Source organism: Bradyrhizobium sp. BTAi1, from assembly GCF_000015165.1.
In the GTDB taxonomy this organism is placed as follows: Bacteria; Pseudomonadota; Alphaproteobacteria; order Rhizobiales; family Xanthobacteraceae; genus Bradyrhizobium; species Bradyrhizobium denitrificans.
Genome location: NC_009485.1, coordinates 3,121,241 through 3,142,889, shown reverse-complemented (window position 1 = coordinate 3,142,889; position 21,649 = coordinate 3,121,241). Strand labels below are relative to the sequence as shown.

The window sequence follows — 21,649 nt, the reverse complement described above, 5'->3', positions numbered from 1 at the left end:
CGCTGCTCCTACTTGATGCGCAACCCACCAGCGGGCACATTGCCCGCTGTTTCGATTTGCGGGGTAGGATCATGAGCGTTTACGAGCACATCATCGTCGAAGGCAAAGGCGCGGTCGGGGTCATTACCTTGAACAGGCCCAAGATGCTCAATGCGCTGTCATTCGGCGTTTTCCGCGAGATTGCCGCGGCCGTCGACGACCTCGAGGCCGACGACGCCATCGGCTGCATCGTGATCACCGGCAGTGAGAAGGCTTTTGCCGCCGGCGCCGACATCAAGGAGATGCAGCCCAAGAGCTTCATCGACATGTTCTCGAGCGACTTCACCGCGATTGGCGGCGACCGGGTCGCGCGCTGCCGCAAGCCGACCATCGCGGCGGTGGCCGGCTACGCCCTCGGCGGCGGCTGTGAGCTCGCGATGATGTGCGACTTCATCATCGCGGCCGACACCGCGAAATTCGGCCAGCCGGAAATCACGCTCGGCACCATCCCCGGCATCGGCGGTACCCAGCGCCTGACGCGCGCCATCGGCAAGGCCAAGGCGATGGACCTCTGCCTGACCGGCCGCATGATGGATGCGGCGGAAGCGGAGCGCTCCGGCCTCGTCAGCCGCGTCGTGGCGGCGGACCGGCTGATGGAAGAGACGATGGCCGCGGCCGAGAAGATCGCGTCGATGTCGCGCCCGGCGGCGGCCATGGCCAAGGAAGCCGTGAACCGCGCCTTCGAAACTCCGCTCTCGGAAGGCATGAATGTCGAGCGCAACCTGTTTCACGCTACCTTCGCGCTCGAGGATCGCGCCGAAGGCATGGCCGCGTTCATCGAGAAGCGCAAGCCGGTCAACAAGAACCGCTGAGAGCAGCGCTGCAGACGCCCGCCTCGTCGTGATGAGGCGGAGCGAGCTGGTCTGAGGACGGCGGGGGATGTGATCAGTTGTCACCCCCTGCTCCCTCAGCCGCACAGCACCTTTCGACGCACATCGATGTCTCCTTGCGAGGACGCGGAGAGATACAAGGCGGGCAAGTCGCCAATGGCTCGCGACAGGCCGGTGCGATTCGCAGCCTCCGCGTGCGGCGCGTCTCGCGGTTTTGGCCGCGCATCATGCCTCGCTTACAACAGCATGAAGCGATGGCGCTATCGGCTGACCTGATCGCATGTATTTGCGTGGTCCCGCATGGCGGTCTGTGGCGAGACCGCCACAACAAACCATGGAAAAGCCAACCCGAATCCACACCGATGGTTTGTGTGTGGCAGCCGTCCGCCCTAAACAGGTAAACAACCGGTTAAGGTCATGAGGCGCGGCGGTGTCAGATGGTGGGTCGGGGCAAGCAATTCACCGGGAGGACGCGGCGGTTCGGCATTGGCTTGGCCATCGCGACGGGGGTCGTCGCCTTCTGCTCGCCGTCCCGCGCCGAGGATCTCGCCGCCGCGCTGGCCAAGGCCTACCAGACCAACCCGGCCCTCAATGCCGAGCGCGCCCGGCAGCGCGGAACCGATGAGAACGTACCGCAGGCGCTGGCGGGTTACCGCCCCCAGCTTGTCGCGACTCTCGGGGCCGGCCTGCAGGCGGTGCGCAATCTGCTTCCGACCAACGCGATTCAGAGCCAGACGCTGAAGCCCTGGACCATCGGGCTGACCGTCACACAGACCCTCTTCAACGGGTTTAGAACCGCCAACAGCGTACGGGTGGCCGAGCTGCAGGTGCAGTCGGGGCGCGAGGCGTTGCGCAATGTCGGCCAGGGCATCCTGCTCGATGCCGTGACCGCCTATACCAACGTGCTGGCGAACCAGTCGCTGGTCGAGGCGCAGCGCTCGAACGTCGCATTCCTGCGCGAAACCCTGGCGGTGACGCAGCGCCGTCTCAATGCCGGCGACGTGACACCGACCGATGCATCCCAAGCCGAGGCCCGGCTGTCCCGCGGACTCTCCGATCTCAACGCCGCCGAGGTCAATCTCGCGATCAGCCAGGCGACTTACGCGCAAGTGATCGGCATGGCGCCCGGCCAATTGCGCGCCGCGGATCCGGTCGATCGCCTGCTGCCGCGCAGTCGCGAAGACGCGATCGCCCTGGCCAACAAAGAGAACCCGGCCGTGGCCGCGGCGAGCTTCGACGTCGACGTGGCTTCGACGGCCATCAAGGTTGCCGAGGGCGCCCTGCTGCCGAGCGTGACCGTGCAGGGCAGCGTCAGCCGCAGCCGCGATTCGGACCAGACGCTCGGCACGTTCGGGACCGACCAAGCCTCGATCCTCGGCAACGTCACCGCACCGATCTATGATGGCGGCACGGCCGCCTCGCAGACCCGCCAGGCCAAGGAGGTCGCGGCGCAGAGCCGTCTCGTCCTCGACCAGGTGCGCAACCAGGCGCGCACCGCCGTGATCAGCGCCTGGGTGGCCAATGAAGGCGCCAAGGTTGCGGTCAGCGCCTCCGAGGCCGAGGTCAAAGCCGCGACCGTCGCGCTGCAGGGCGTCTCGCGCGAGGCGCAAGGCGGCCAGCGCACCACCGTCGATGTGCTGAACTCGCAGGCCGATCTGATCCAGGCCAAGGCGCGCCTGATCGGCGCCCAGCGCGACCGCGTCATCGCCTCCTACACGCTGCTGAGCGCGATCGGCCGGCTCGACGTCAAGAATCTCAACCTGAACACGCCCGATTATCTGCCGGAGGTTCACTACCATCAGGTTCGTGACGCCTGGCACGGCCTGCGCACGCCCTCGGGGCAGTAGCGATCGTCATCAAGGGCCATTCGCGAGCGGGCCGAGTTTCTCGGCCCGCGTCTTCGCTCTTGCCCCCTGCGCCGCGCCGGTTCACGCTCATCCTTCGACATCACGCGCGTCACCCGCAACGCACGCGCGACATCCGGGGAGGATCACCATGCTCAACCGCCGCAGCCTGCTGCTGGCCTCGCTCGCCGCCGGAGTGACGATGACCACCACAGCCCGCGCCAAGCCTTCGCAACCCGCGACACCCGTCGACTTCGACGTTCCGGCCGGCGCCTGCGATTGTCACACCCACATCCACGGCGATCCCGAAAAATTTCCGTTCGCCGCCACCCGCGTCTACACGCCGGAGCCGGCGTCGCCCGAGGAGATGGCCGCGTTGCACAAGGCGCTGCACATCCAGCGCGTCGTCATCGTCACGCCGAGCGTCTACGGCACGGACAATTCAGCGACATTGTTCGGCATGAAGGCGCGCGGCAACGACGCCCGCGGCGTCGCCGTGATCGACGACAAGACGACCGAGGCACAACTCGATACGATGAACGCGGACGGCTTCCGCGGCATCCGTCTCAACCTTGCGACCGGCGGCATCAACGATCCCAATGTCGGCCGCGCCCGCTTCCAGGCCGCGGTCGAGCGCATCAAAGCGCGCGGCTGGCACGTCCAGCTCTACACCAACACGCCAATGATCGCAGCCATCAAGGATCTCGTGATGCAGTCGCCGGTCCCGGCGGTGTTCGATCATTTTGGCGGTGCGCAGGCCGAACTCGGCCTCGAGCAGACCGGCTTCGCCGACCTCCTTGATCTCGTCCGCAGTGGCAAGGCCTATGTCAAGATTTCCGGCGCCTACCGCGCCTCGACCCGCGGCCCCGACTACGCCGACGTGATCCCGTTTGCGCAGGCGTTGATCGCAGCCAACCCCGACCGCATCGTCTGGGGCACCGATTGGCCGCATCCGGATTCCTCGCCGCATCCCGAATTGAAGGTGACGGACGTCCGGCCGTTCTACGCGATCGACGACGGCCGCCTGATGAACCAGCTGCCGGTGTGGGCCCCGGACGCCACGATCCGCAAGAAGATCCTGGTCGACAATCCGGCACGACTGTACGGGTTTTGATGCGCATGACCGCCATTAGGAGTCCGGTCCGGTCACTCCTGCGTGTCTCCCCAGATCAGAAACAGCCCGATGTCGCCCGGGAGGCCATCGGGAAATTCGAGCACGCTCGCCGTCAGCCGAAAGCCATGCGGTTTCAGATCCCGCTCCCAGCGCAGATACATCTCTGCTGCTGCGCCGCGTAACGTCGCATTCCAGCCCGGCTCGGCAACGTTGACAGCGCGGCCACCGTCGATGCAGAGCCCGCTGGGAAAACGCAACAGCATGAGCTGTTTCTCGCCGCGATGCGCTGCTTCGCGCGCGAGGTGGAGCAGGGTTCGCCATTTGTCGTCGGAAATATGCCGATCGATCAAGTCCTTCACCTGCTGCCGGCGCTGTGCGGCGGCTGCCTCGCGAAGGGCATTGCGCTGTTCCCCCTCATGGCGCTCGAATTCGTCCACCAGATCCCGGAAGTCCGCCGCCAGCGGGAGCTCCTCCTCCGATCGGCTGACGGGACGCCGCGCCTCAGGGGCTTCGGCTGGTCGGCGGCGATGCAGAAACTGCCCGTCGAGACTGGCAAGGGCGCGTGATAGCACCCCGTTCTCGTGCCGGGACATCGCGGTCTCCTCCTGTGACAACAGCACGGCGAGAAGGTTGGCGCGACTGACAATGCCGACGATGCGGCCGTCGCGGACGACCGGTACGCGCTTGATCCGGTGGGCCGTCAAGAGCCGTGCGATCTCGGGAACGCTGGTATCTTCGCCGACTGCAACAACCGGTGCCGACATGACATCGCGGGCGGTTCTCGCCAGGACATGCGCGCTGGCCGGCCAATCACGATGCACCTCCTCCTGCCCGGCCAGCAGCTGAAGCCACCACTCTGTGCCCGCCACCCGCTCCAGATCGTTTCGCCCCATCAGGTCGCCTTCGCTGACCATCCCGAGCGGCAAACCTTCAGCATCGACCACGGGCACCGCGCTGATGCCCTGGCCGAGGAGCAGCCTCGCAATCTCGCGGACCGGCGTGTCCGCGAAGACCGATACGACGGCAGTGGTCATGACGTCGCGGGCCGTGCTCATCCGGCGCTTTCCTCCAGCTTCGTGCACGGCCGTCGCCGTCGACGTTCCGCCGATATGGCTGCTGCCGTCCCAGGACGCGGTATCTGCCACCGACATGGATCGCTCCTTCCTCTGCTCAATTCGTTCCGACCGCCCCAAACAGCTGCTGGACCCGGGCCAGCCGCCTGCCAGCCTCGGGCGTCACCTCACCGCCTGCGCTGACGATGTCGCGGATGACCGCAAGGCTCTCGCTCCGCTGGCCGGCATCAGCCGGCAGCAGTCCCGGAATTGCGGCAAGCGCCGCTTCCTGATCCAGAAGCAGCAGGTCAAACTGTTCGCGCGCCATCGCCTTGAATTGGGCCAGCGTCAACCGCGCGCCTTCCGTGCGCGGGCGGATCAGCCGCAGCGCGTGGAGAGCGCGCTCATCGATGCCTTCCTGGGCCATCCCGACGAAGATCAGCCCTCGAATGGCCGCCTCAAGCAGACCGCCGCTCGAGATGTGCGACCTCAGCTCGGCGGCACGCAGTTGCAGCAGTTCACGATGCAGCTGCGATTCCACTGGACGATCGGAGACAGCGGCCGTGCGATCGATTCCGACGGCGGCCTGCAGAACGGGTGAACCGTAAACAGCCAGGAAGATCGATTCACTGAGCTTCTCCTGGTGGTCGCGCCAAGCGTCGAGCGCGGACACGATCTGCCCGGAGACGGCCTCCTGTGCCAGCAGGAAGGGATTGTCGGCAGATACCGGAGAGCGGTGCGTTCGAATCTGCTCGGCAAGCTCGGCAATGGGCTTCACCAACGGATTCAGATTGCTGAAAAGCGCGTATTGCATGCGCTGCGGATGAACCTGGCGAAGCCACTCGGCGGCCTGTGGCGTCATCGATGCTCTGATCGCGGGCTGGACGAAGGTCCGATAGAGCGACAGGTTGATCTCCGACACACGGGCGACGGTGGCAAAGCGCCGCTCGTCATCGCTCGTATTGCCGCCCATGGCCCTGATGTCGTCGAGCGTTCGCTCCCGGCAATGCATGACCCAGTCGCCGCAAACGAGCGCCGCGTCTGCGGCATCGTCGGCGTGCTCGAACGTCGCCTCGTAGAGACCGGGCGGCAGCAGATCGATCAGGTCGATATTTCCGGCGAACTCGCGGTATTCCTTCTTGGCGACGCCGCTGGACACGAAGATTCCGAGATGGCCCACGGTTTCGTGGACCGTGTAGACGATGGTCTGACCGTAGGATCTGATCTCATCGACGTCGCTGTAGAGATCCAGGATCCATCCCAATGCCTGCTGCGGCGGCGTGATGTTGTCGCCTTTCGAACAGAAGACAACGATCGGCGAGCGGATGTTGCGCAGATCGACTGCATTGCCCTCGGAGGTCCGGATGTGGCCGGCAGCAAGCCTGTTGCCGACGAACAACTCGTCGACGATGAACTGCATTTCCTCGGCGTTGAGGTTCACATGTCTGCCCCACCAACGCTCGAAGTCGAGATAGCGCGAGGCTTCGGTGTCGATCTTCGAATAGACGTTGTATTGTTTGCTCCAGAGCGTATTCGCTGGATTCTGGTTTTCGAAGTTCTGCACCAGCCAGCTGCCGTCGAACTTGCCGTCCCCCATGTCGCTGGTGAAAGCGGTCAGCCAGCTGCCGCCGAGCAGGCCTGCGGAGTACCGCATCGGATTCCTGCCGCGCACGCCTGCCCAATAGGATAATGGGGCGCCCGCGATGATGATCGGCCCGAAGAGCTCGGGCCGAAGCGCCGCCAGGATCATCACAGCCCAGCCGGCCTGGCAGTTGCCGATCACGCACGGCTTTCCATCGGCGTCGGGATGCAAGGAGATGACGTGCTCCAGGAAGACTGCTTCGGCCCGAACGATGTCCTCGATGGTCTGGCCGGGCATCGGGTCGGCCGTGAACCCCACGAAATAGCAGGGATGCCCTGCCCTCAGGGCCTCGCCGATTTCGCTGTCGGCCTTGAAGCCGCCGATCCCCGGACCGTGCCCGGCGCGTGGATCGATGACGACAAAAGGCCGGCGCGTGGTGCTGATCTCCTCCCCCGCTGGCGGGACGATTCGAAGCAGGGCGTAATTGACCGGGCGTTCGAAATTGCGTCCGTCCCGGAGAATCTCGAACGCGTAGTCGAGAACGTGCGGCGCCGTCTGCAGGCTGCGCTTGCGATGTTCGTCGGCGCGCTGACGCATGACGTCCCAGAACAACACGCTGCGTTCGGCAGCATCGCGCAGATAGGCGAACGCGAGGACGAATGGGTTCGAAGGCGCAATGCCGAAGGCCCGGTCTTCTCCGACTGACATGGATCGATTTCCTTTGAACCCGCGCAGCTGCCTGCACGCCCGCATTATAAAACGATACTGTTTCGTTCTTAAATAGAATGACAATCGCCCGAAAGGCAAGAGCGCGACAGCGCCCCGCAGCGCTCCTTAGACCCCGGTGCCGCAGACGGAGATCCCATTGACCTCCGAGCAAATTCCGGCATGTGCAGGACAGAAGCACTTGATCGTCGCGGGAGCTTCACGACCATTTGAGCTACGCCACGTCGCCGACAACCTGCCGAAGGCGGAGCACTGCACAACGTCCACGTCATCGCGTGCGAAGCGAGATGACTTAAGAACGCTGGAGCACGTCTGCGCGACGTCTGCGAAATTTACATGTCTTGGTCATGAGTTCTTGCGCAGCCGCGTCGGATGACGGCGACGCCGATGGACGCGCGACAATCTCGGATTCCGGCGTCAAGGCCTGCGGCCCTGCCCGGAATAAAGTGCGGTCGCATCTGTCGCATGGAGCAAGCGTGGCGCGAACGTCTGCCAATAAGTTGCGCCGTCATGCGGCGCTTGTCCCGCCTGCACGGTGGAAGCCGCTTCGGCGCGGCGAAGGCCGGGCATCCACATCGTCGCGAGGGCGCCGGACCAGGTGGGTGCCGGGACACGCCCGGCCATGACGACGTGGAAACGCCTGGGCGCAACACGTCGACCGCCATATGCAATAGCCCTGCCCGAACGACGATGGCGAGGCTGTACGGTTTTATCGCCTCGCAGCCCTGGCGTCGCGGAAGGATACCAGGCGGCTTTGCGCTTCGTCCCACAGCACCAGCCGGACACAGCGCAGGCTTTCGGGCAGCGTGATGCGGCCGATCTCGCGCAGCTCAGGATGATCGCGCAGCACGACCGGCAGCCGGTAGTAGGGAATCCGGCTCGACAGATGATGGACGTGGTGGATGCCGATATTGGCGGTGAGCCAGTGCAGCCAGGCCGGCAGATCGTAATGCGAGCTGCCGTAAAGCGCGGCCTGCTGCTGCGTCCAGCGCCCGTCCCGCTCCCAGACGGTGTGCTCGAACTGATGCTGGACATAGAACAGCCAGACGCCGGCCATGGCGGCGAGCAGCATGATCGGCAGATGCACGACCAGGAAGGCCTGGATGCCGATCAGCCACATCAGTCCGGCGACGACCAGGGCGATGCCGAGATTGGTGGCCATCGTGCTGATCCAGGGCGACCAGCCGGCGCGCATGAAGCCGAACGGCAGGCGGTGCTGCAGGAAGAACAAATAAGCGGGCCCGGCCACGAACATCACCAGGGGGTGGCGGTAAAGCCGGTAGCGCAGCCGCGCGAAGGCCGACAGCGCCTGATATTCGCGCACCGTCAACGTATCGATATCGCCGATGCCGCGGCGGTCGAGATTGCCGCTGGTGGCGTGGTGGATCGCATGCGCGCGTCGCCACCAGTCGTACGGCGTCAAGGTCAGCACGCCCAGCACGCGGCCGACCCAGTCGTTCGCCTGGCGCCCAGCGAAGAACGTGCCATGGCCGCAATCATGCTGGATCATGAACAGCCGCACCAGAAAGCCGCCGGCCGGAATCGCGATCAGCAACGACGCCCAGGCATGGCCGAGCGAGAACGCGAACCAGGCTGCCGTCCACAACGCCACCAGCGGCACCGCCGTGATCACCAGTTCGACGATGCTGCGCATGCGGCTGGGCGTGCGGTAGTTGCTGAGAATCTGCATCCAGTACCGGGCATCGGCCGTCGCGCGGCCTTGGTCATGGCCAGTACGTGGGGGTGCGGAGTCCTTGGGCTGCACAGCCGCCATCGCGACTGGCTGATCGAATTGCAATGTCGTCTCCACCTTGTGTTCTTGGCGATCGCGCATGTCGCGACCGCGCGCCAATTGCCCCCTGAGCACCGCCGAACCGGCTGCAGGAGTTCGAAACCATGCGCCTTCGCTGGTCTAACCGTGGTCGAAGCCAAATGGTTCATCATGCGCCCTGGCGATGAACCGGTCTGGAAGAGGAGTCTGGGACGTCTACGCCCGTCAGGAGCGAGTAAGAGAGCGCACAGGGCGGATCTGTGTAAGGTAACCCGCCAGCCTCCTCATTGCTAGGAGATGGCGGATTACGTTCCGTTAATCCCCCCCTGAATTGCTGCGTCAATGAGGCGTTGCTGTGCCTCCTCCGGGTCTTTCCGGGGCGCGCGCCAGGAACGATAGCGCGTTCGGGCTCGATCGCTGCCCCGGCCGGTCCGGACGGAAGGCAGCCAGATCCCCTGGGGCTTGCCATGACCACCGAATCGTGCACCGCGCGCCTTCATCCCGGCCCGGGCGGGGTCTCCTGCACGAACGCCCCGTCGCGTCGTGCGTCGGAGAACATGCTCCAGATCGCGATGAACATCGCCGCCATCGCCGGGCCGATGATGAAGCCGTTGAGGCCGAACGCCTCGATCCCGCCCAGGGTCGAGATCAGCACGACATAATCAGGCATCTTGGTGTCCTGGCCGACGAGGATGGGACGCAGCAGATTGTCGACGAGGCCAATGACCAGCGCGCCATAGGCGATCAGGATCACACCATGCCAGATCGCTCCGGTGGCCAGCAGATAGAGCGCGACCGGAAACCACACCAGCCCTGCTCCGACCGCCGGAAGCAGTGAGAGGAACGCCATCACGACGGCCCATAGCAGCGGCGCGGTGATGCCGAGGAACCAGAAGATCAGACCGCCCAGCGCGCCCTGCGCCAGCGCCACGACCAGATTGCCCTTCACGGTCGCGCGGATGACGACCGTGAACTTGTGCAGCAGTGCATTGCGTTGCTCGGTCCGCAGCGGAATGGCGGTCGCGATGCGCTCCGACAATGCGTCCTGGTCGCGAAGCAGGAAGAACAGCAGATACAGCATGAGGAACAGGTTGACGAAGAACTCGAAGGTTCCCTGGCCGATGTTGAGGGCCTGACCTGCGATCATCTGGCTGCCGCGCAGCAGCACGGCGGACAGCCTGTCCTTCAGCCCGGCCAGGCTGCCGAGACCGAACCTGTTGAGCAGGTCGACCACCCAGGTGGGCAGCGCCTCCATCATCTTCTGAAAGTACTGCCCGATATCCAGCTGGCCGGACTGCGCCTGTGCGTAGACACCGGTCGCCTGCTGCGCCAGCGCCGCCCCGATCAGCGACAGCGGAATGATCACGATCAGGACGACGAGCAGCACCACCACGGCGGCAGCGAGGCCATCTCGGCCGTGCATCGATCGCGCCAGTCGGCGGTGAAGCGGAGCGAAGACGACTGCGCCGACGAGGCCCCACAGCACGGCTCCGTAGAACGGCAGCAGGATCCAGCCGAGCGTCAGCGTGATCGCGACGAGCAGGACCAGAAGAACTCGATCTTCGAAGCTGCGCATTTCCACTTTCCAGTCTGGCCGCGACATCTGGACGCGCGGCTTGGTCTTCCGGGCGTCGCGAGCCGCGTATCGCCGAATTCAGCAGCGGTCAACGCGGCAACGCGCCATTCGGGCTCCATCCGGTCGCGATCGAGACCGCAAATTGCATCACATCTCCCGCCACTTTCGCAGCCCATACCACGTTCGGCACCGGCCGACCGAACCGACCGCAACGCCTCCGATGACGCCTGCCAGTTCGCAGCGCGCAGAGGCCGACCGCCAGATCGCACGCGATCTCCCCGGGCCATTCGTGACGATGGTCCAGGCTCAGCCACGGCTGCGGCCTGTCCTGGCACGGAACCTTCTGCAGGCCCTGCCCCGTTGCCAAGCGCACGGCAAGCCGCAATAGTCCGCGCTTTCCGAGCCGGCGCGACCGGCCCGCCGACCTGGAGGCATGATGATGACGACGACACCGACCGCAAAATCATCCGACAAGGATGTCTGGCGCGTCGGCGTGCTGTTCTCGCGCAGTGGCCTGATGGAGGTCACCGAGTCCGAGCACTTCTTCGGTACGGCGCTCGCGATCCAGGAAATCAACAAGGCCGGCGGCGTGCTCGGCCGCGAGATCGAGGTCATCGCCTATGATCCGGGCTCGCAGCCCGAGACCTTCCGCAAGCTCGCCGACCGCCTGCTGACCGAGGACGGCGCCTCCGTGATCTTCGGCTGCTCGACCTCGGCCGAGCGCAAGGCGGTGCTGCCGGCGATCGAGCGCCGCAACGGCCTGCTCTGGTACCCGTCGCTCTACGAAGGCTTCGAATACTCGCCGAACGTGATCTACACCGGACCGGCGCCGAACCAGAACGCGTTCCAACTCGCCGAATACATCGTGCGCAAGCATGGTCCACGGGTCTACCTGATCGGCTCGGACTACATCTATCCGCGCGAGTCCAACCGCATCATGCGCGACCTCGTCGAGTCCTATGCGGGCCGCGTCGTCGGCGAGCAATATGTGACGATGGAGGCGGGAGACGCCGAGCTGACGCGCGGGCTCGATGCCATCAGGGAGGCCGCGCCCGACGTCGTGTTCTCGACCATCGTCGGCCGCACTGCGCAGCGCTTCTATCGCATGTATGCGGCCGCGGGCTTCGACCCGAAGCGGCTGCCGATCGCGAGCCTGACCATGGCCGAAGGCGAGGTTCGCGCCATCGGCGCCGAATACTGCGTCGGCCACCTCACCGCAGCGAGCTATTTCGGCACGCTCGCGCGCGACAGCAACGACCGCTTCAAGACGGCGTTCGCGGCGGCCTTCGGCATGGAGACGCCGGTCAGCATGTGGAGCGCCTCGGCCTATGCGCAGATCAAGCTGTTCGCGCGGGCGCTGGAACAGGCCGGCAGCCTCGATACGCAGAAGCTGGTCGAGGCCGCGCTCGGCCTCAGCCTCGAGGCGCCGGAAGGACCGATCCGGATCGATCCCGACAACAACCATGTCTGGGTGACGCCGCGCATCGGGCGCGTCCGGGCCGACGGCCAGTTCGACATCGTCTGGGAGAGCAAGAGCCCGATCAAGCCGGATCCCTACCTCTCGGTGTCGCCGATCGGCGGCCGCTGGCTGAGCGAAGAGGCGCTGTCAGCATGAGGCCGGATGACCGCATGAAGCCTGGTGTGCGCCGCCTCATCGAGGATCTGCGCGGCGCGCGCGTGCTGGTGATCCATCCGCGCGATGCCGAGGGCGACGCCCTGATCGACCAGCTGAAGCGCATCGGCTGCAACGTCCGCGGCGTCTGGCCTCCGCCGGCCGCGATCCCGCACGACATCGACACCGTGTTCCAGTTGATCGAGACCTCGGAGGAGATGATCTTTCCCGAAGGTACCAGCGATCATCCCCTCACCTTCATCGCCATCGTCGACTACGAGAACCCGACGATCCTCAAGCGCCTGCTCGACAGCAACGCCCATGGCGTCGTCAACAAGCCGATCCGCTCGTTCGGCATCCTGTCCTCGCTCGTGCTCGCGCGCTCGCTGCGCGGCTATACGCGCCGGCTCGAGGGCAAGGTGCAGAAGCTCGAGGAGACGTTGAAGGCGCGGCGCGACGTCGACAAAGCGGTGAAGATCCTGATGGGGCTGAAGCAGGTCGGCGAGGTCGAGGCTTATGAGCTGATCCGCGCGCAGGCGACGCAGAAGCGCGTGGCGATGGCCGACATCGCGATCTCGATCATCAATGCACAGGAGACGCTCGGCGGATTGGGGGTGCTTGATGCGCCAGTTTCGCGCTGAGCGCGCCGTTCCGCGCTCACGGGTTGGGCAGCGGCGGCCTCAATTTTTTGCAAGCGACGGCGTTGACTTCGTTTCGCGCATGGGAATTACTTGAGGCCGTCGCGGACATCGGATGTCCGCCAATGGCCGGTCGGCCATTTCACATCAGGCTATGCAGCCCTCGCATTGCGCCGCAAGGCGCAGTCGGGGGCTTTTTGTTTGGCGCGCGCGAACCTCGCGAACGCAACGGAGACTCGTGCCTTGACAACGGATGATGACAGCAAAGTGCGGATCGCCTGCATCCAGATGCAGCCGATGGTCGGCGAGTTGGCGACCAACCTCGCCCACAGCCTCGATCTGATCAAACAGGCGGTCGCGATGGGAGCAAAGCTCGTGGTGCTGCCCGAGCTCGCCTCCTCCGGCTACGTGTTCAAGTCACGCGAGGAGGCGTTCGCGGCGTCCGAGACCATCCCCGGCGGCCCGGCCGTGACCGCCTGGAGCGAGATCGCGGCCAAGCACGGCCTGCATCTCGTCGCCGGCATCTGCGAGCGCGACGGCACGAAGCTCTACAACAGCGCCGTGCTGATCGGGCCGAAGGGCTATATCGGCAGCTTTCGCAAGGTGCACCTCTGGAACGAGGAGAACCTGTATTTCGAGCCCGGCAATCTCGGCTTCCCGGTCTACCACACTGAGATCGGTCGCATCGGCATGGCGATCTGCTACGATGGCTGGTTTCCGGAGAGCTACCGGCTCAACGCGCTGCAGGGCGCCGACATCGTCTGCGTGCCGACCAATTGGGTTCCGATCCCCGGCCAGGCCGAGGGCCGCGAGGCGATGGCCAATATCCTGGCGATGGCGGCCGCGCATTCCAACTCGATCTTCATCGCCTGCGCCGACCGCGTCGGCGTCGAGCGCGGCCAGCCCTTCGAAGGGCAGAGCCTGATCGTCAGCTACACCGGCTGGCCGGTCGCCGGCCCTGCGAGCCGCGACAAGGAGGAAATCGTGATTGCCGACGTGGCGCTCGGCGAGGCTCGCCGTGCCCGCAACTGGAACGCCTTCAATCAGGTTCTGCGTGATCGTCGCTCCGACGTCTATGACGAGATGCTCGGCAGCGACGTCAAGCGCGGCTGGTACTGACTGCTTCAGCCCTTTCCATTTCGACCATTCATGGAGGACAACCGATGACATCGCGTTTGCTGACGACCTCGCTGGCGCTCGCCCTAGCAGCGACCACGCTCTCCCCTGCTCTTGCCGTCGATCCGATCAAGATCGGCGTCCCCGTCGGCCTGTCCGGCGCCAACTCCGTCGTCGCGCCGTCGGTCGTGCAGTCCGCCGAGCTCGCGGTGGAGGAGATCAACGCCAAGGGCGGCGTGCTCGGCCGCAAGCTCGAGCTCGAGGTTGCCGATGATGCGTCCGGCGCCGCCGGCGCCCAGAAGGCGTTCGACGCGCTGATCTTCCAGAAGAAGGTCAACGTGCTGATCTCGATGGAGACCAGCGCGGCGCGCAACGCCGGCCTGCCGATCGTCGCCCGCGGCAAGACGCCCTACATCTACACCTCGTTCTACGAAGGCAAGTCCTGCAGCCCCTATCTCTACGTCAATGCCTGGGTGCCGGACCAGCAGGTGCCGCCGATCGTCGACTACTTCAACAAGGAGAAGAAGGCGAAGAGCTACTTCCTGATCGGTTCCGACTACGCCTTCGGCCGCGGCATGCTCGGCTTCACCAAGACGTACATCGAGAAGACCGGCGGAAAGGTGGTCGGTGAAGAGTATCTGCCGATGGACGGCTCCGACTGGACCTCGATCATCTCCAAGCTCAAGGCCTCCGGCGCGGATGCGCTGATCACCTCGACCGCGGGCGGCGCGCCGAATGTGACGCTGACCAAGCAGTTGCGCGCCGCCGGCGTGACCCTGCCTTACGGCAATCTCGCCGTCGACGAGGGCACCGCCAAGGGCATGGGCGCGGATGCCGCTGGCATCTACCTGTCGGCGTCCTACGTGACCGGCATCGACACGCCCGCCAACAAGACCTTCCTGGCGTCGATGGCCAAGAAGTTCGGCGCCGAGCTGAAGACGCCGAACGATCTGTCTGTTCCGCAGTACGAAGCGGTCTACGCCTACAAGGCTGCCGTCGAGAAGGCTGGCAGCACCGACCAGGACAAGGTTTTGAAGGCGCTGGCCGAGGTCTCGGTCGAGGGTCCGCGCGGCACCATCAAGATGGACAAGCAGCGCCATGCGCCGCTGACCATGTATCTCGGCCAGGTCCAGGCCGACGGCAGCGTGAAGGTCATCCAGAGCTTCAAGAACGTCGATCCTGGCGCGCAGTGCCCGGGCAAGTCCTGATCGTCTATGATCCCGGCGAGGCGGAGCATCTCCGCCTCGTCCCTCTCGACTGGGAATGACCATGCTGACCGTCGCCCTCGATGCCGTCACGACGGCTGCCATGCTCTTCATCATCGCCGCCGGCCTGCTGATCGTGTTCGGCGTCATGAAGATCATCAATTTTGCCCACGCCGCCTTCCTCACCGTGGGCGCCTATGCCGCGCTGGTCGGCGCGCAGCTGAGCCTGCCATGGTTCCTGATCCTGCCGCTGGCCTTCGTTGCCGGCGCGATCTGCGGCGGCGTCACTGAAATCGTGATCGTTCGCCGTCTCTACAAACGCCCGCTCGATGCGATCCTCGCCACCTGGGGTCTCGGCATCGTGCTGGGACAGCTGATCACGCTGATGTTCGGCCGCGAGGTGCAATTCGTGCAGGCGCCGATCTCGGGCACGGTGCATCTGTTCGGCGTCGATTATTCCGCCTACCGGCTGGTGATGATCGTCGCGGCCGTGATGGTCGGCCTGCTGTTCACCGGCCTGCTCAACGGCACGCGGCTCGGCCTGTCGACCAAGGCGGTCATCATGAACGAGATGCTGGCGCAGGGGCTCGGCGTCGACTCGTCGCGGGTGCGGCTCATCACCTTCGCGCTCGGCAGCGGCCTCGCGGCGCTCTCCGGCGCACTGATCACGCCGCTGTCCAGTGTCGATCCGAACATGGGCGTGCCCTGGCTGATCGGCGCGTTCATGCTGGTGATGGTGTCCGGCGGGTCGCTGCTGGCGTTGGCCGGCTCCTGCGCCGTGCTCGGGACCTTGCAGGTTCTGGTCTCGACCTTCGTCAATCCGATCCTTGGCGGGCTGACCATCGCGATCTGCGCCGCGATCGTGCTGCGGATCCGGCCGGAGGGTTTTGCCCGTGCCTGATGCGCGCCCCCTCGCCTCTCCCGAGACGCCCGCGACGAGCCGTGCGCTGCCGCGCCTGATCGTCCCGGCGGTGCTCGTGGCCATCGCGGCCGGCGTGATCATCATCGCGCCGCTGCTGCTCGATACCTACCTCGTGAACATCCTGGTGCGCGCCTGCTTCGTCGCGATCGCCGCGATCACCGTCGATATCATGTGGGGCTATTGCGGCACGCTGACCTTCGGCCAGTCCGCCTTCTTCGGCATCGGCGCCTATGCGCTCGCGATCATGTTCACCGAATATGGCTTCGGCCCCTGGCAGATCTGCGCCGCGATCGCCGCCGCGGTCGCGGTGGCGGCCGCTGTGGCCGCCTTCACCGGCTGGCTGTCATTCTATCCCGGCTCGACGCCGCTCTACGCCTCGGTGATCTCGCTGGTGGTGCCGATCGTGCTGGTGCAGATCCTGTACTCCGGCGGCACCTTCACCGGCTCGTCCAGCGGCCTTGTCGGCTTCGAGAGCTTCGATCTGGAGATCGAGACCTGGCTGCGCCTCGCCGGCCTCGGACTGCTCGCGACCGCGGTGCTCGCGCTCGGGCTGATGCGCAGCGACACCGGGCGGCTGCTGTCGGCGCTGCGCGACAATGACGCGCGCTGCAGCTATCTCGGCATCGATACATCGCGGCTGCGCATCATCGTGCTGGTGCTGTCCGCGATCGTCTCTGCGCTCGCCGGCTTCTTCTATGCCGGCTTCGGCGCGGTCGCCGCGCCCGAAAACGCCAGCTTCACCTTCGGCACCAACCTCGTGATCATGGTCGCGCTCGGCGGCCGCGGCACCGTGATCGGCCCGGTCATCGGCGCGCTGTGCATCGAGGTCGCCAGCGCCTATCTCGCCAACAGCCTGCCCTATGTATGGGAGCTGATCGTCGGGCTCGCGCTGATCATCGTCATCCTCGCCTTCCCCGACGGCCTGCTCGGCGCCGTGATGCGCCTGATCACACGCGGTTCGGGGAGCGCCGCCGCTACGAGGCTTTGTCCGGCGCCTGCCGCCACGACCGTCAGCCATCCGGATGCCGTTGCGATCGAGGTGCGTGGGCTCGGCAAGCATTTCGGCAGCCTCTCGGTGCTGGACGGGGTCGCGTTCACCGCGCATCGCGGCGAACTGCTGAGCCTGGTCGGCCCCAACGGCGCCGGCAAGACCACCCTGATCCGCTGCCTGTCGGACGGACGCGAACGCTCCACCGGCGAGGTCGCGATCGCCGGGCACGATATTGCGCGGCTGCCGCCGGACCGCGTCGTGCGCTTCGGCTTGGGGCGCAAGTTCCAGACCGCCTCGGTGTTCGAGACCCTGACTGTCGCCGAATGCCTGCGCGTCGCACGGACGCATGCCGATCCGCCGTCGCTGACCTCCCGCTCGGCGACACTCGCGCTGCCGCCCGCGGCGATGTCGGTGGTCGAACGATCCGGCCTCAGCGAGCGGCTCGACGAAGAGGCGCGCAATCTCAGCCACGGCCTCAAGCAGGCGCTCGAGCTTGCGATGGTGCTGTCGCTCGAGCCCGACGTGCTGCTGCTCGACGAGCCCACCGCCGGCCTCACCCGCGCCGAGCGCCAGGGGTTCGCCGAGATTCTCACCGCGCTGGCGCGCCGTGATCGCCTCTGCATTCTGCTGGTTGAGCACGATCTGGATTTCGTCCGCGAGATCTCCTCGCGCATCATCGTGCTGCACCAGGGCCGGCTCGCGCTCGACGGCTCGGTCGACGAGGTCGTCAACAGCGATCTGGTGCGCGAGATCTACACCGGCCAGCACGTGCCGCATGCGGAGGAGCGGGCATGACCGCGATCCTTGAGGTCAACGCGCTGGCCAGCGGCTATGGTTCGTCGGGGGTCATCAGCAATGTCGGCCTGACGCTGGCGAAGGCCGAGACGCTCGCGATCGTCGGCAAGAACGGCATGGGCAAGACCTCGCTGCTCAAGGCGATCATGGGCTTTCTGCCGGCGTGGCGCGGCAGCGTCACCCTCGCGGGCAAGGACGTGACGCGGGTGGCGCCACATCTGAAGCGCAAGATGGGGCTGGTCTACGTGCCGCAGGAGCACGCGCTGTTCCAGGACCTGTCGGTGCGCGACAATCTCAGGCTCGGCCTGTTGTCGGACAAGGACATCGAGGCCCTGTTCGAGCAGGTCGGCAGCTGGTTTCCGGTGTTGACGAAGCGGCTGAACCAGCGCGCCGGGACCTTGTCGGGCGGCGAGCAGAAGATGCTGATCGTCGCCCGCGCGCTGATGGCCAAGCCCGACGTGCTGCTGCTTGACGAGGTCACGGAAGGACTTCAGCCTTCCGTGGTCGACCGCCTGTCGGAGGTGCTGGTCCGCGTCCGCCGCGAGATCGGCACCTCGATGATCGTGGTCGAGCAGCATCTGCCGTTCGCACTGTCGATCAGCGACCGCTATCTCGTGTTCAAGCGCGGCGAGATCGTCGATGCCGCCGTGGTCGATGCCGGCGCGGCCGCGCGCATCGACGCGCACATGCGGATCTAGCGAACCCGCCGCCGCGAGAACAGCGAGATCAGTACGGGCAGCGTGATCAGGATGACGACCGGCGCCAGCATCATGCCGGTGACGACGACGATCGCGAGCGGCTTCTGCACCTGCGAGCCGATGCCGGTCGAAAGCGCCGCCGGCAACAGGCCGATGCCGGCGACGACGCAGGTCATCAGCACCGGCCGCAGCTGCAACTCGCCGGTGCGGATCACCGCCTCGATCCGGTCGACGCCCTCGTCGATCAGCTGGTTGAACTGCGACAGGATGATGATGCCGTCCATCACCGCGATGCCGAACAACGCGATGAAGCCGATCGCCGCCGAGACGCTGAACGGAATCCCCGACAGCACGAGGCCGACGACGCCGCCGAAGATCGCCATCGGGATCACGCTCATCGCCAGCAGCGTGTCGGCCATCGAGCCGAAATTGAACCACAAGAGCACGCCGATCAGCGCCAGGCTGATCGGCACCACGATCGACAGCCGCTTGATCGCGTCCTGCAGGTTGCCGAACTCGCCGACCCATTCGACGCGCGAGCCGGCCGGCAGCTGCACCTGCTCGGCGACCTTCTGCTGCGCCTCCTGGATGGCGCTGCCGAGATCGCGCTCACGCACCGAGAACTTGATCGGCAGATAGCGCTCCTGCTGCTCGCGATAGATATAGGCCGCGCCCGAGACCAGCTTGATGGTGGCGACCTCGCTCAACGGGATCTGGGTGACGCCGTTCGGCCCCTGGGCGCCGATGCGCAGATTCTCGATCGCCTCGGCGCTCTTGCGATATTCCGGCGCGAGGCGGACGATGATCGGGAAATGCCGGTCGCTTCCCGGCTCGTAGAGATCGCCCGCGGTGTCGCCGCCGATCGCCACCTTGATGGTGGCGTTGATGTCGCCCGGCGCCAGCCCGTAGCGCGCCGCCTTGGCACGATCGATGTCGATCTGGACGGTCGGCTGCCCCAGCGAGGTGAACACCGCAAGATCGGTCACGCCCTGCACCGTGGACAGGACCTGCTTGATCTTGTTGGCGGTGTCGGTCAGCGCCTGCAGGTCGTTGCCATACAGCTTGATCGAGTTCTCGCCCTTCACGCCGGACACAGCCTCGGAGACGTTGTCCTGCAGATATTGCGAGAAGTTGAACTCGACGCCTGGGAAGCGGTCATCGAGCTGCTTCAACAGCTCGGCCGTCAGCTGGTCCTTGTCCTTGGTGCCGGGCCAGTCCTTGACCGGCTTCAGCGGGGCGAAGAACTCCGCGTTGAAGAAGCCCGCGGCATCGGTGCCGTCGTCAGGACGGCCATGCTGCGAGACCACGGCCTCGACCTCGGGCCGCGCGCGGATCATCTTGCGCATCTCGTTGACGTAGGCGTTGCCCTCCTGCAGCGAGATCGTCGGCGGCAGGGTGGCGCGGATCCAGAGATTGCCCTCTTCCAGCTTGGGCAGGAATTCGAGACCCAGCAGCCGGCCGACCACCACGGTGAGCAGCACGAGGCCGATCGCACCCGTGATCACCAGATTGCGGTTGCCGACGGCCCAGCGCAGCACCGGCGCATAGATCGCGTGCAGCAGCCGCATCAAGCGCGTCTCGGTCTCCTCGACATGCGCCGGCAGGATGATGGCGCTCAGCGCCGGGGTCACCGTGAAAGTCGCGAGCAGGCCGCCGGCCAGCGCATAGGCATAGGTGCGCGCCATCGGCCCGAAGATGTTGCCCTCGACGCCGCTCAAGGTGAACAGCGGCAGGAAGGCGGCGATGATGATGGCGGCGGCAAAGAAGATCGAGCGCGACACATCGGCCGCGGCCGACAGGATCGCGTGGCTCTTCATGCCCATCATCGTTTCCGGCGAGATGTGGCTTTCCTCGGCGGCGGACAGCGGCGTCGTCTGCGACAGCCTGCGGAAGATCGCCTCGACCATGATCACGGTGGCATCGACGATCAGGCCGAAATCGATCGCGCCGACCGACAGCAGGTTTGCGGATTCGCCGCGCAGCACCAGGATGATGACGGCGAAGAACAGCGCGAACGGAATCGTGGCGCCGACGATCAGCGCGCTTCGGAGATTGCCGAGGAACACCCACTGCAGCAGCACGATCAGGCCGATGCCCACCACCATGTTGTGCAGCACGGTGTGCGTCGTGGTGTCGATCAGGTCCTTGCGGTCATAGATGCGCTCGATGCGCACGCCCGGCGGCAGGATCGTGGAGTTGTTGATCTGATCGACCAGCTGCTCGACGCGGGCGATGGTCGGCGAGCTCTGCTCGCCGCGCCGCATCAGCACGATGCCCTGGACGATGTCGTCATTGTTGTTGAGGCCGGCGATGCCGAGCCGCGGCTTCTCCGCCACCGTGACATTGGCAACGTCCTTCACCAGCACCGGATTGCCGCCGCTCTGCGACACCATGGTGTTGGCGAGGTCGTCCATCGAGCGGATCAGGCCGACGCCGCGCACCACGGCCGACTGCGTGCCGATCTCGACGGTGTTGCCGCCGACATTGATGTTGGAGTTGCCGACCGCCTGCAACAGCTGCGGCAGGGTCAGGCCGTTGGCGACCAGCTTGTTGAAGTCGACCTGGATCTCATAGGTCTTGGTCTTGCCGCCCCAGCCGGTGACGTCGATGACGCCCGGCACGGCGCGGAAGCGCCGCTGCAGCACCCAGTCCTGCAAGGTCTTGAGGTCGAGCACGCTGTAGCCGGGCGGGCCGCGCAGCCGATAGCGATAGATCTCACCGACGGCGCTCAATGGCGAGATCTGCGGCGTGACATTGCCCGGCAGCGGCGACAGCTGCGACAGCCGGTTCAGGACCTGCTGCAGCGCCTCGTCATAGGTGTAGTCGAAGGAGAACTGCAGCTTGACGTCGGAAAGGCCGTACAGCGAGATCGTTCGGATCGTGCGCAGGTTCTTGATGCCGGCGACCTGGGTCTCGATCGGGATCGTGATGTAACGCTCGATCTCCTCGGCCGACAGTCCCGGGCTCTGCGTCACGATGTCGACCATCGGCGGAGTCGGATCGGGATAGGCCTCGATGTTGAGCTGGCGGAACGCGATCAGGCCGCCGATCAGCACGGCGACAAACATTCCGACCATGAGGAAGCGCCGCTGGACGGCGATGGCGACGAGGCGATCCATTCAGGTCGGCACTTTCAGC

Annotated in this window: 15 protein-coding genes; 10 read left to right on the top strand and 5 right to left on the bottom strand. The window is 65.7% G+C overall.

Going from position 1 to position 21,649, the window contains the following annotated elements; genetic code table 11:
* Positions 1-71: 71 nt before the first annotated feature.
* From BBTA_RS14030 to BBTA_RS14020, 3 genes are all read left to right on the top strand, one after another.
* The gene (locus tag BBTA_RS14030) at positions 72-851 is read left to right on the top strand and encodes an enoyl-CoA hydratase (RefSeq protein ID WP_012043147.1); all 780 of its coding nucleotides are present in this window, start codon (positions 72-74) and stop codon (positions 849-851) included.
* 455 nt (positions 852-1,306) lie between these two features.
* Positions 1,307-2,716, top strand: a complete 1,410-nt coding sequence (locus BBTA_RS14025) for a TolC family outer membrane protein (protein ID WP_012043146.1) — start codon at positions 1,307-1,309, stop codon at positions 2,714-2,716.
* Positions 2,717-2,864: 148 nt separating this feature from the next.
* Positions 2,865-3,827 carry an amidohydrolase family protein gene (locus BBTA_RS14020; RefSeq protein ID WP_012043145.1) on the top strand — a complete coding sequence of 321 codons (963 nt, stop codon included), beginning with the start codon at positions 2,865-2,867 and terminating at the stop codon, positions 3,825-3,827.
* Positions 3,828-3,859: 32 nt separating this feature from the next.
* Here the strand turns inward: BBTA_RS14020 and BBTA_RS14015 are convergent, their stop codons facing one another.
* From BBTA_RS14015 to BBTA_RS14000, 4 genes are all read right to left on the bottom strand, one after another.
* Positions 3,860-4,978: a CBS domain-containing protein gene (locus BBTA_RS14015; RefSeq protein WP_049795359.1), complete on the bottom strand. Its 1,119-nt coding sequence runs from the start codon at positions 4,976-4,978 to the stop codon at positions 3,860-3,862.
* Positions 4,979-4,997: 19 nt separating this feature from the next.
* Positions 4,998-7,169: a DUF3141 domain-containing protein gene (locus BBTA_RS14010; protein WP_012043143.1), complete on the bottom strand. Its 2,172-nt coding sequence runs from the start codon at positions 7,167-7,169 to the stop codon at positions 4,998-5,000.
* A 727-nt stretch (positions 7,170-7,896) separates the two neighbouring features.
* Positions 7,897-9,021, bottom strand: a complete 1,125-nt coding sequence (locus BBTA_RS14005; protein WP_012043142.1) for a fatty acid desaturase — start codon at positions 9,019-9,021, stop codon at positions 7,897-7,899.
* A 433-nt stretch (positions 9,022-9,454) separates the two neighbouring features.
* Positions 9,455-10,534 (bottom strand): AI-2E family transporter, encoded by a 1,080-nt coding sequence (locus BBTA_RS14000; protein ID WP_012043141.1) that lies wholly within the window; start codon positions 10,532-10,534, stop codon positions 9,455-9,457.
* Positions 10,535-10,973: 439 nt separating this feature from the next.
* On the opposite strand from BBTA_RS14000, the gene BBTA_RS13995 reads away from it, so the two are divergent.
* From BBTA_RS13995 to BBTA_RS13965, 7 genes are all read left to right on the top strand, one after another.
* The gene (locus tag BBTA_RS13995; protein WP_012043140.1) at positions 10,974-12,149 is read left to right on the top strand and encodes a transporter substrate-binding domain-containing protein; all 1,176 of its coding nucleotides are present in this window, start codon (positions 10,974-10,976) and stop codon (positions 12,147-12,149) included.
* 14 nt (positions 12,150-12,163) lie between these two features.
* The gene (locus BBTA_RS13990) at positions 12,164-12,787 is read left to right on the top strand and encodes an ANTAR domain-containing response regulator (RefSeq protein ID WP_041751433.1); all 624 of its coding nucleotides are present in this window, start codon (positions 12,164-12,166) and stop codon (positions 12,785-12,787) included.
* Between the two features lie 240 nt (positions 12,788-13,027).
* Positions 13,028-13,903 (top strand): nitrilase family protein, encoded by an 876-nt coding sequence (locus BBTA_RS13985; protein ID WP_256374709.1) that lies wholly within the window; start codon positions 13,028-13,030, stop codon positions 13,901-13,903.
* Positions 13,904-13,947: 44 nt separating this feature from the next.
* Complete coding sequence (locus BBTA_RS13980; RefSeq protein WP_012043137.1) at positions 13,948-15,108, top strand: substrate-binding protein; 1,161 nt, start codon at positions 13,948-13,950, stop codon at positions 15,106-15,108.
* Positions 15,109-15,169: 61 nt separating this feature from the next.
* Complete coding sequence (locus BBTA_RS13975; protein ID WP_012043136.1) at positions 15,170-16,006, top strand: branched-chain amino acid ABC transporter permease; 837 nt, start codon at positions 15,170-15,172, stop codon at positions 16,004-16,006.
* Positions 15,999-17,813, top strand: a complete 1,815-nt coding sequence (locus BBTA_RS13970; RefSeq protein WP_148221438.1) for an ATP-binding cassette domain-containing protein — start codon at positions 15,999-16,001, stop codon at positions 17,811-17,813. Before BBTA_RS13975 ends, BBTA_RS13970 begins: the two co-directional genes overlap by 8 nt.
* Positions 17,810-18,511, top strand: coding sequence for an ABC transporter ATP-binding protein (locus tag BBTA_RS13965; protein WP_012043134.1), 702 nt, complete (start codon positions 17,810-17,812; stop codon positions 18,509-18,511). The genes BBTA_RS13970 and BBTA_RS13965 overlap by 4 nt, the downstream gene beginning before the upstream one ends.
* Here the strand turns inward: BBTA_RS13965 and BBTA_RS13960 are convergent.
* Positions 18,508-21,630, bottom strand: coding sequence for an efflux RND transporter permease subunit (locus BBTA_RS13960; RefSeq protein ID WP_012043133.1), 3,123 nt, complete (start codon positions 21,628-21,630; stop codon positions 18,508-18,510). The genes BBTA_RS13965 and BBTA_RS13960 overlap by 4 nt on opposite strands.
* Between the last annotated feature and the right edge of the window lie 19 nt (positions 21,631-21,649).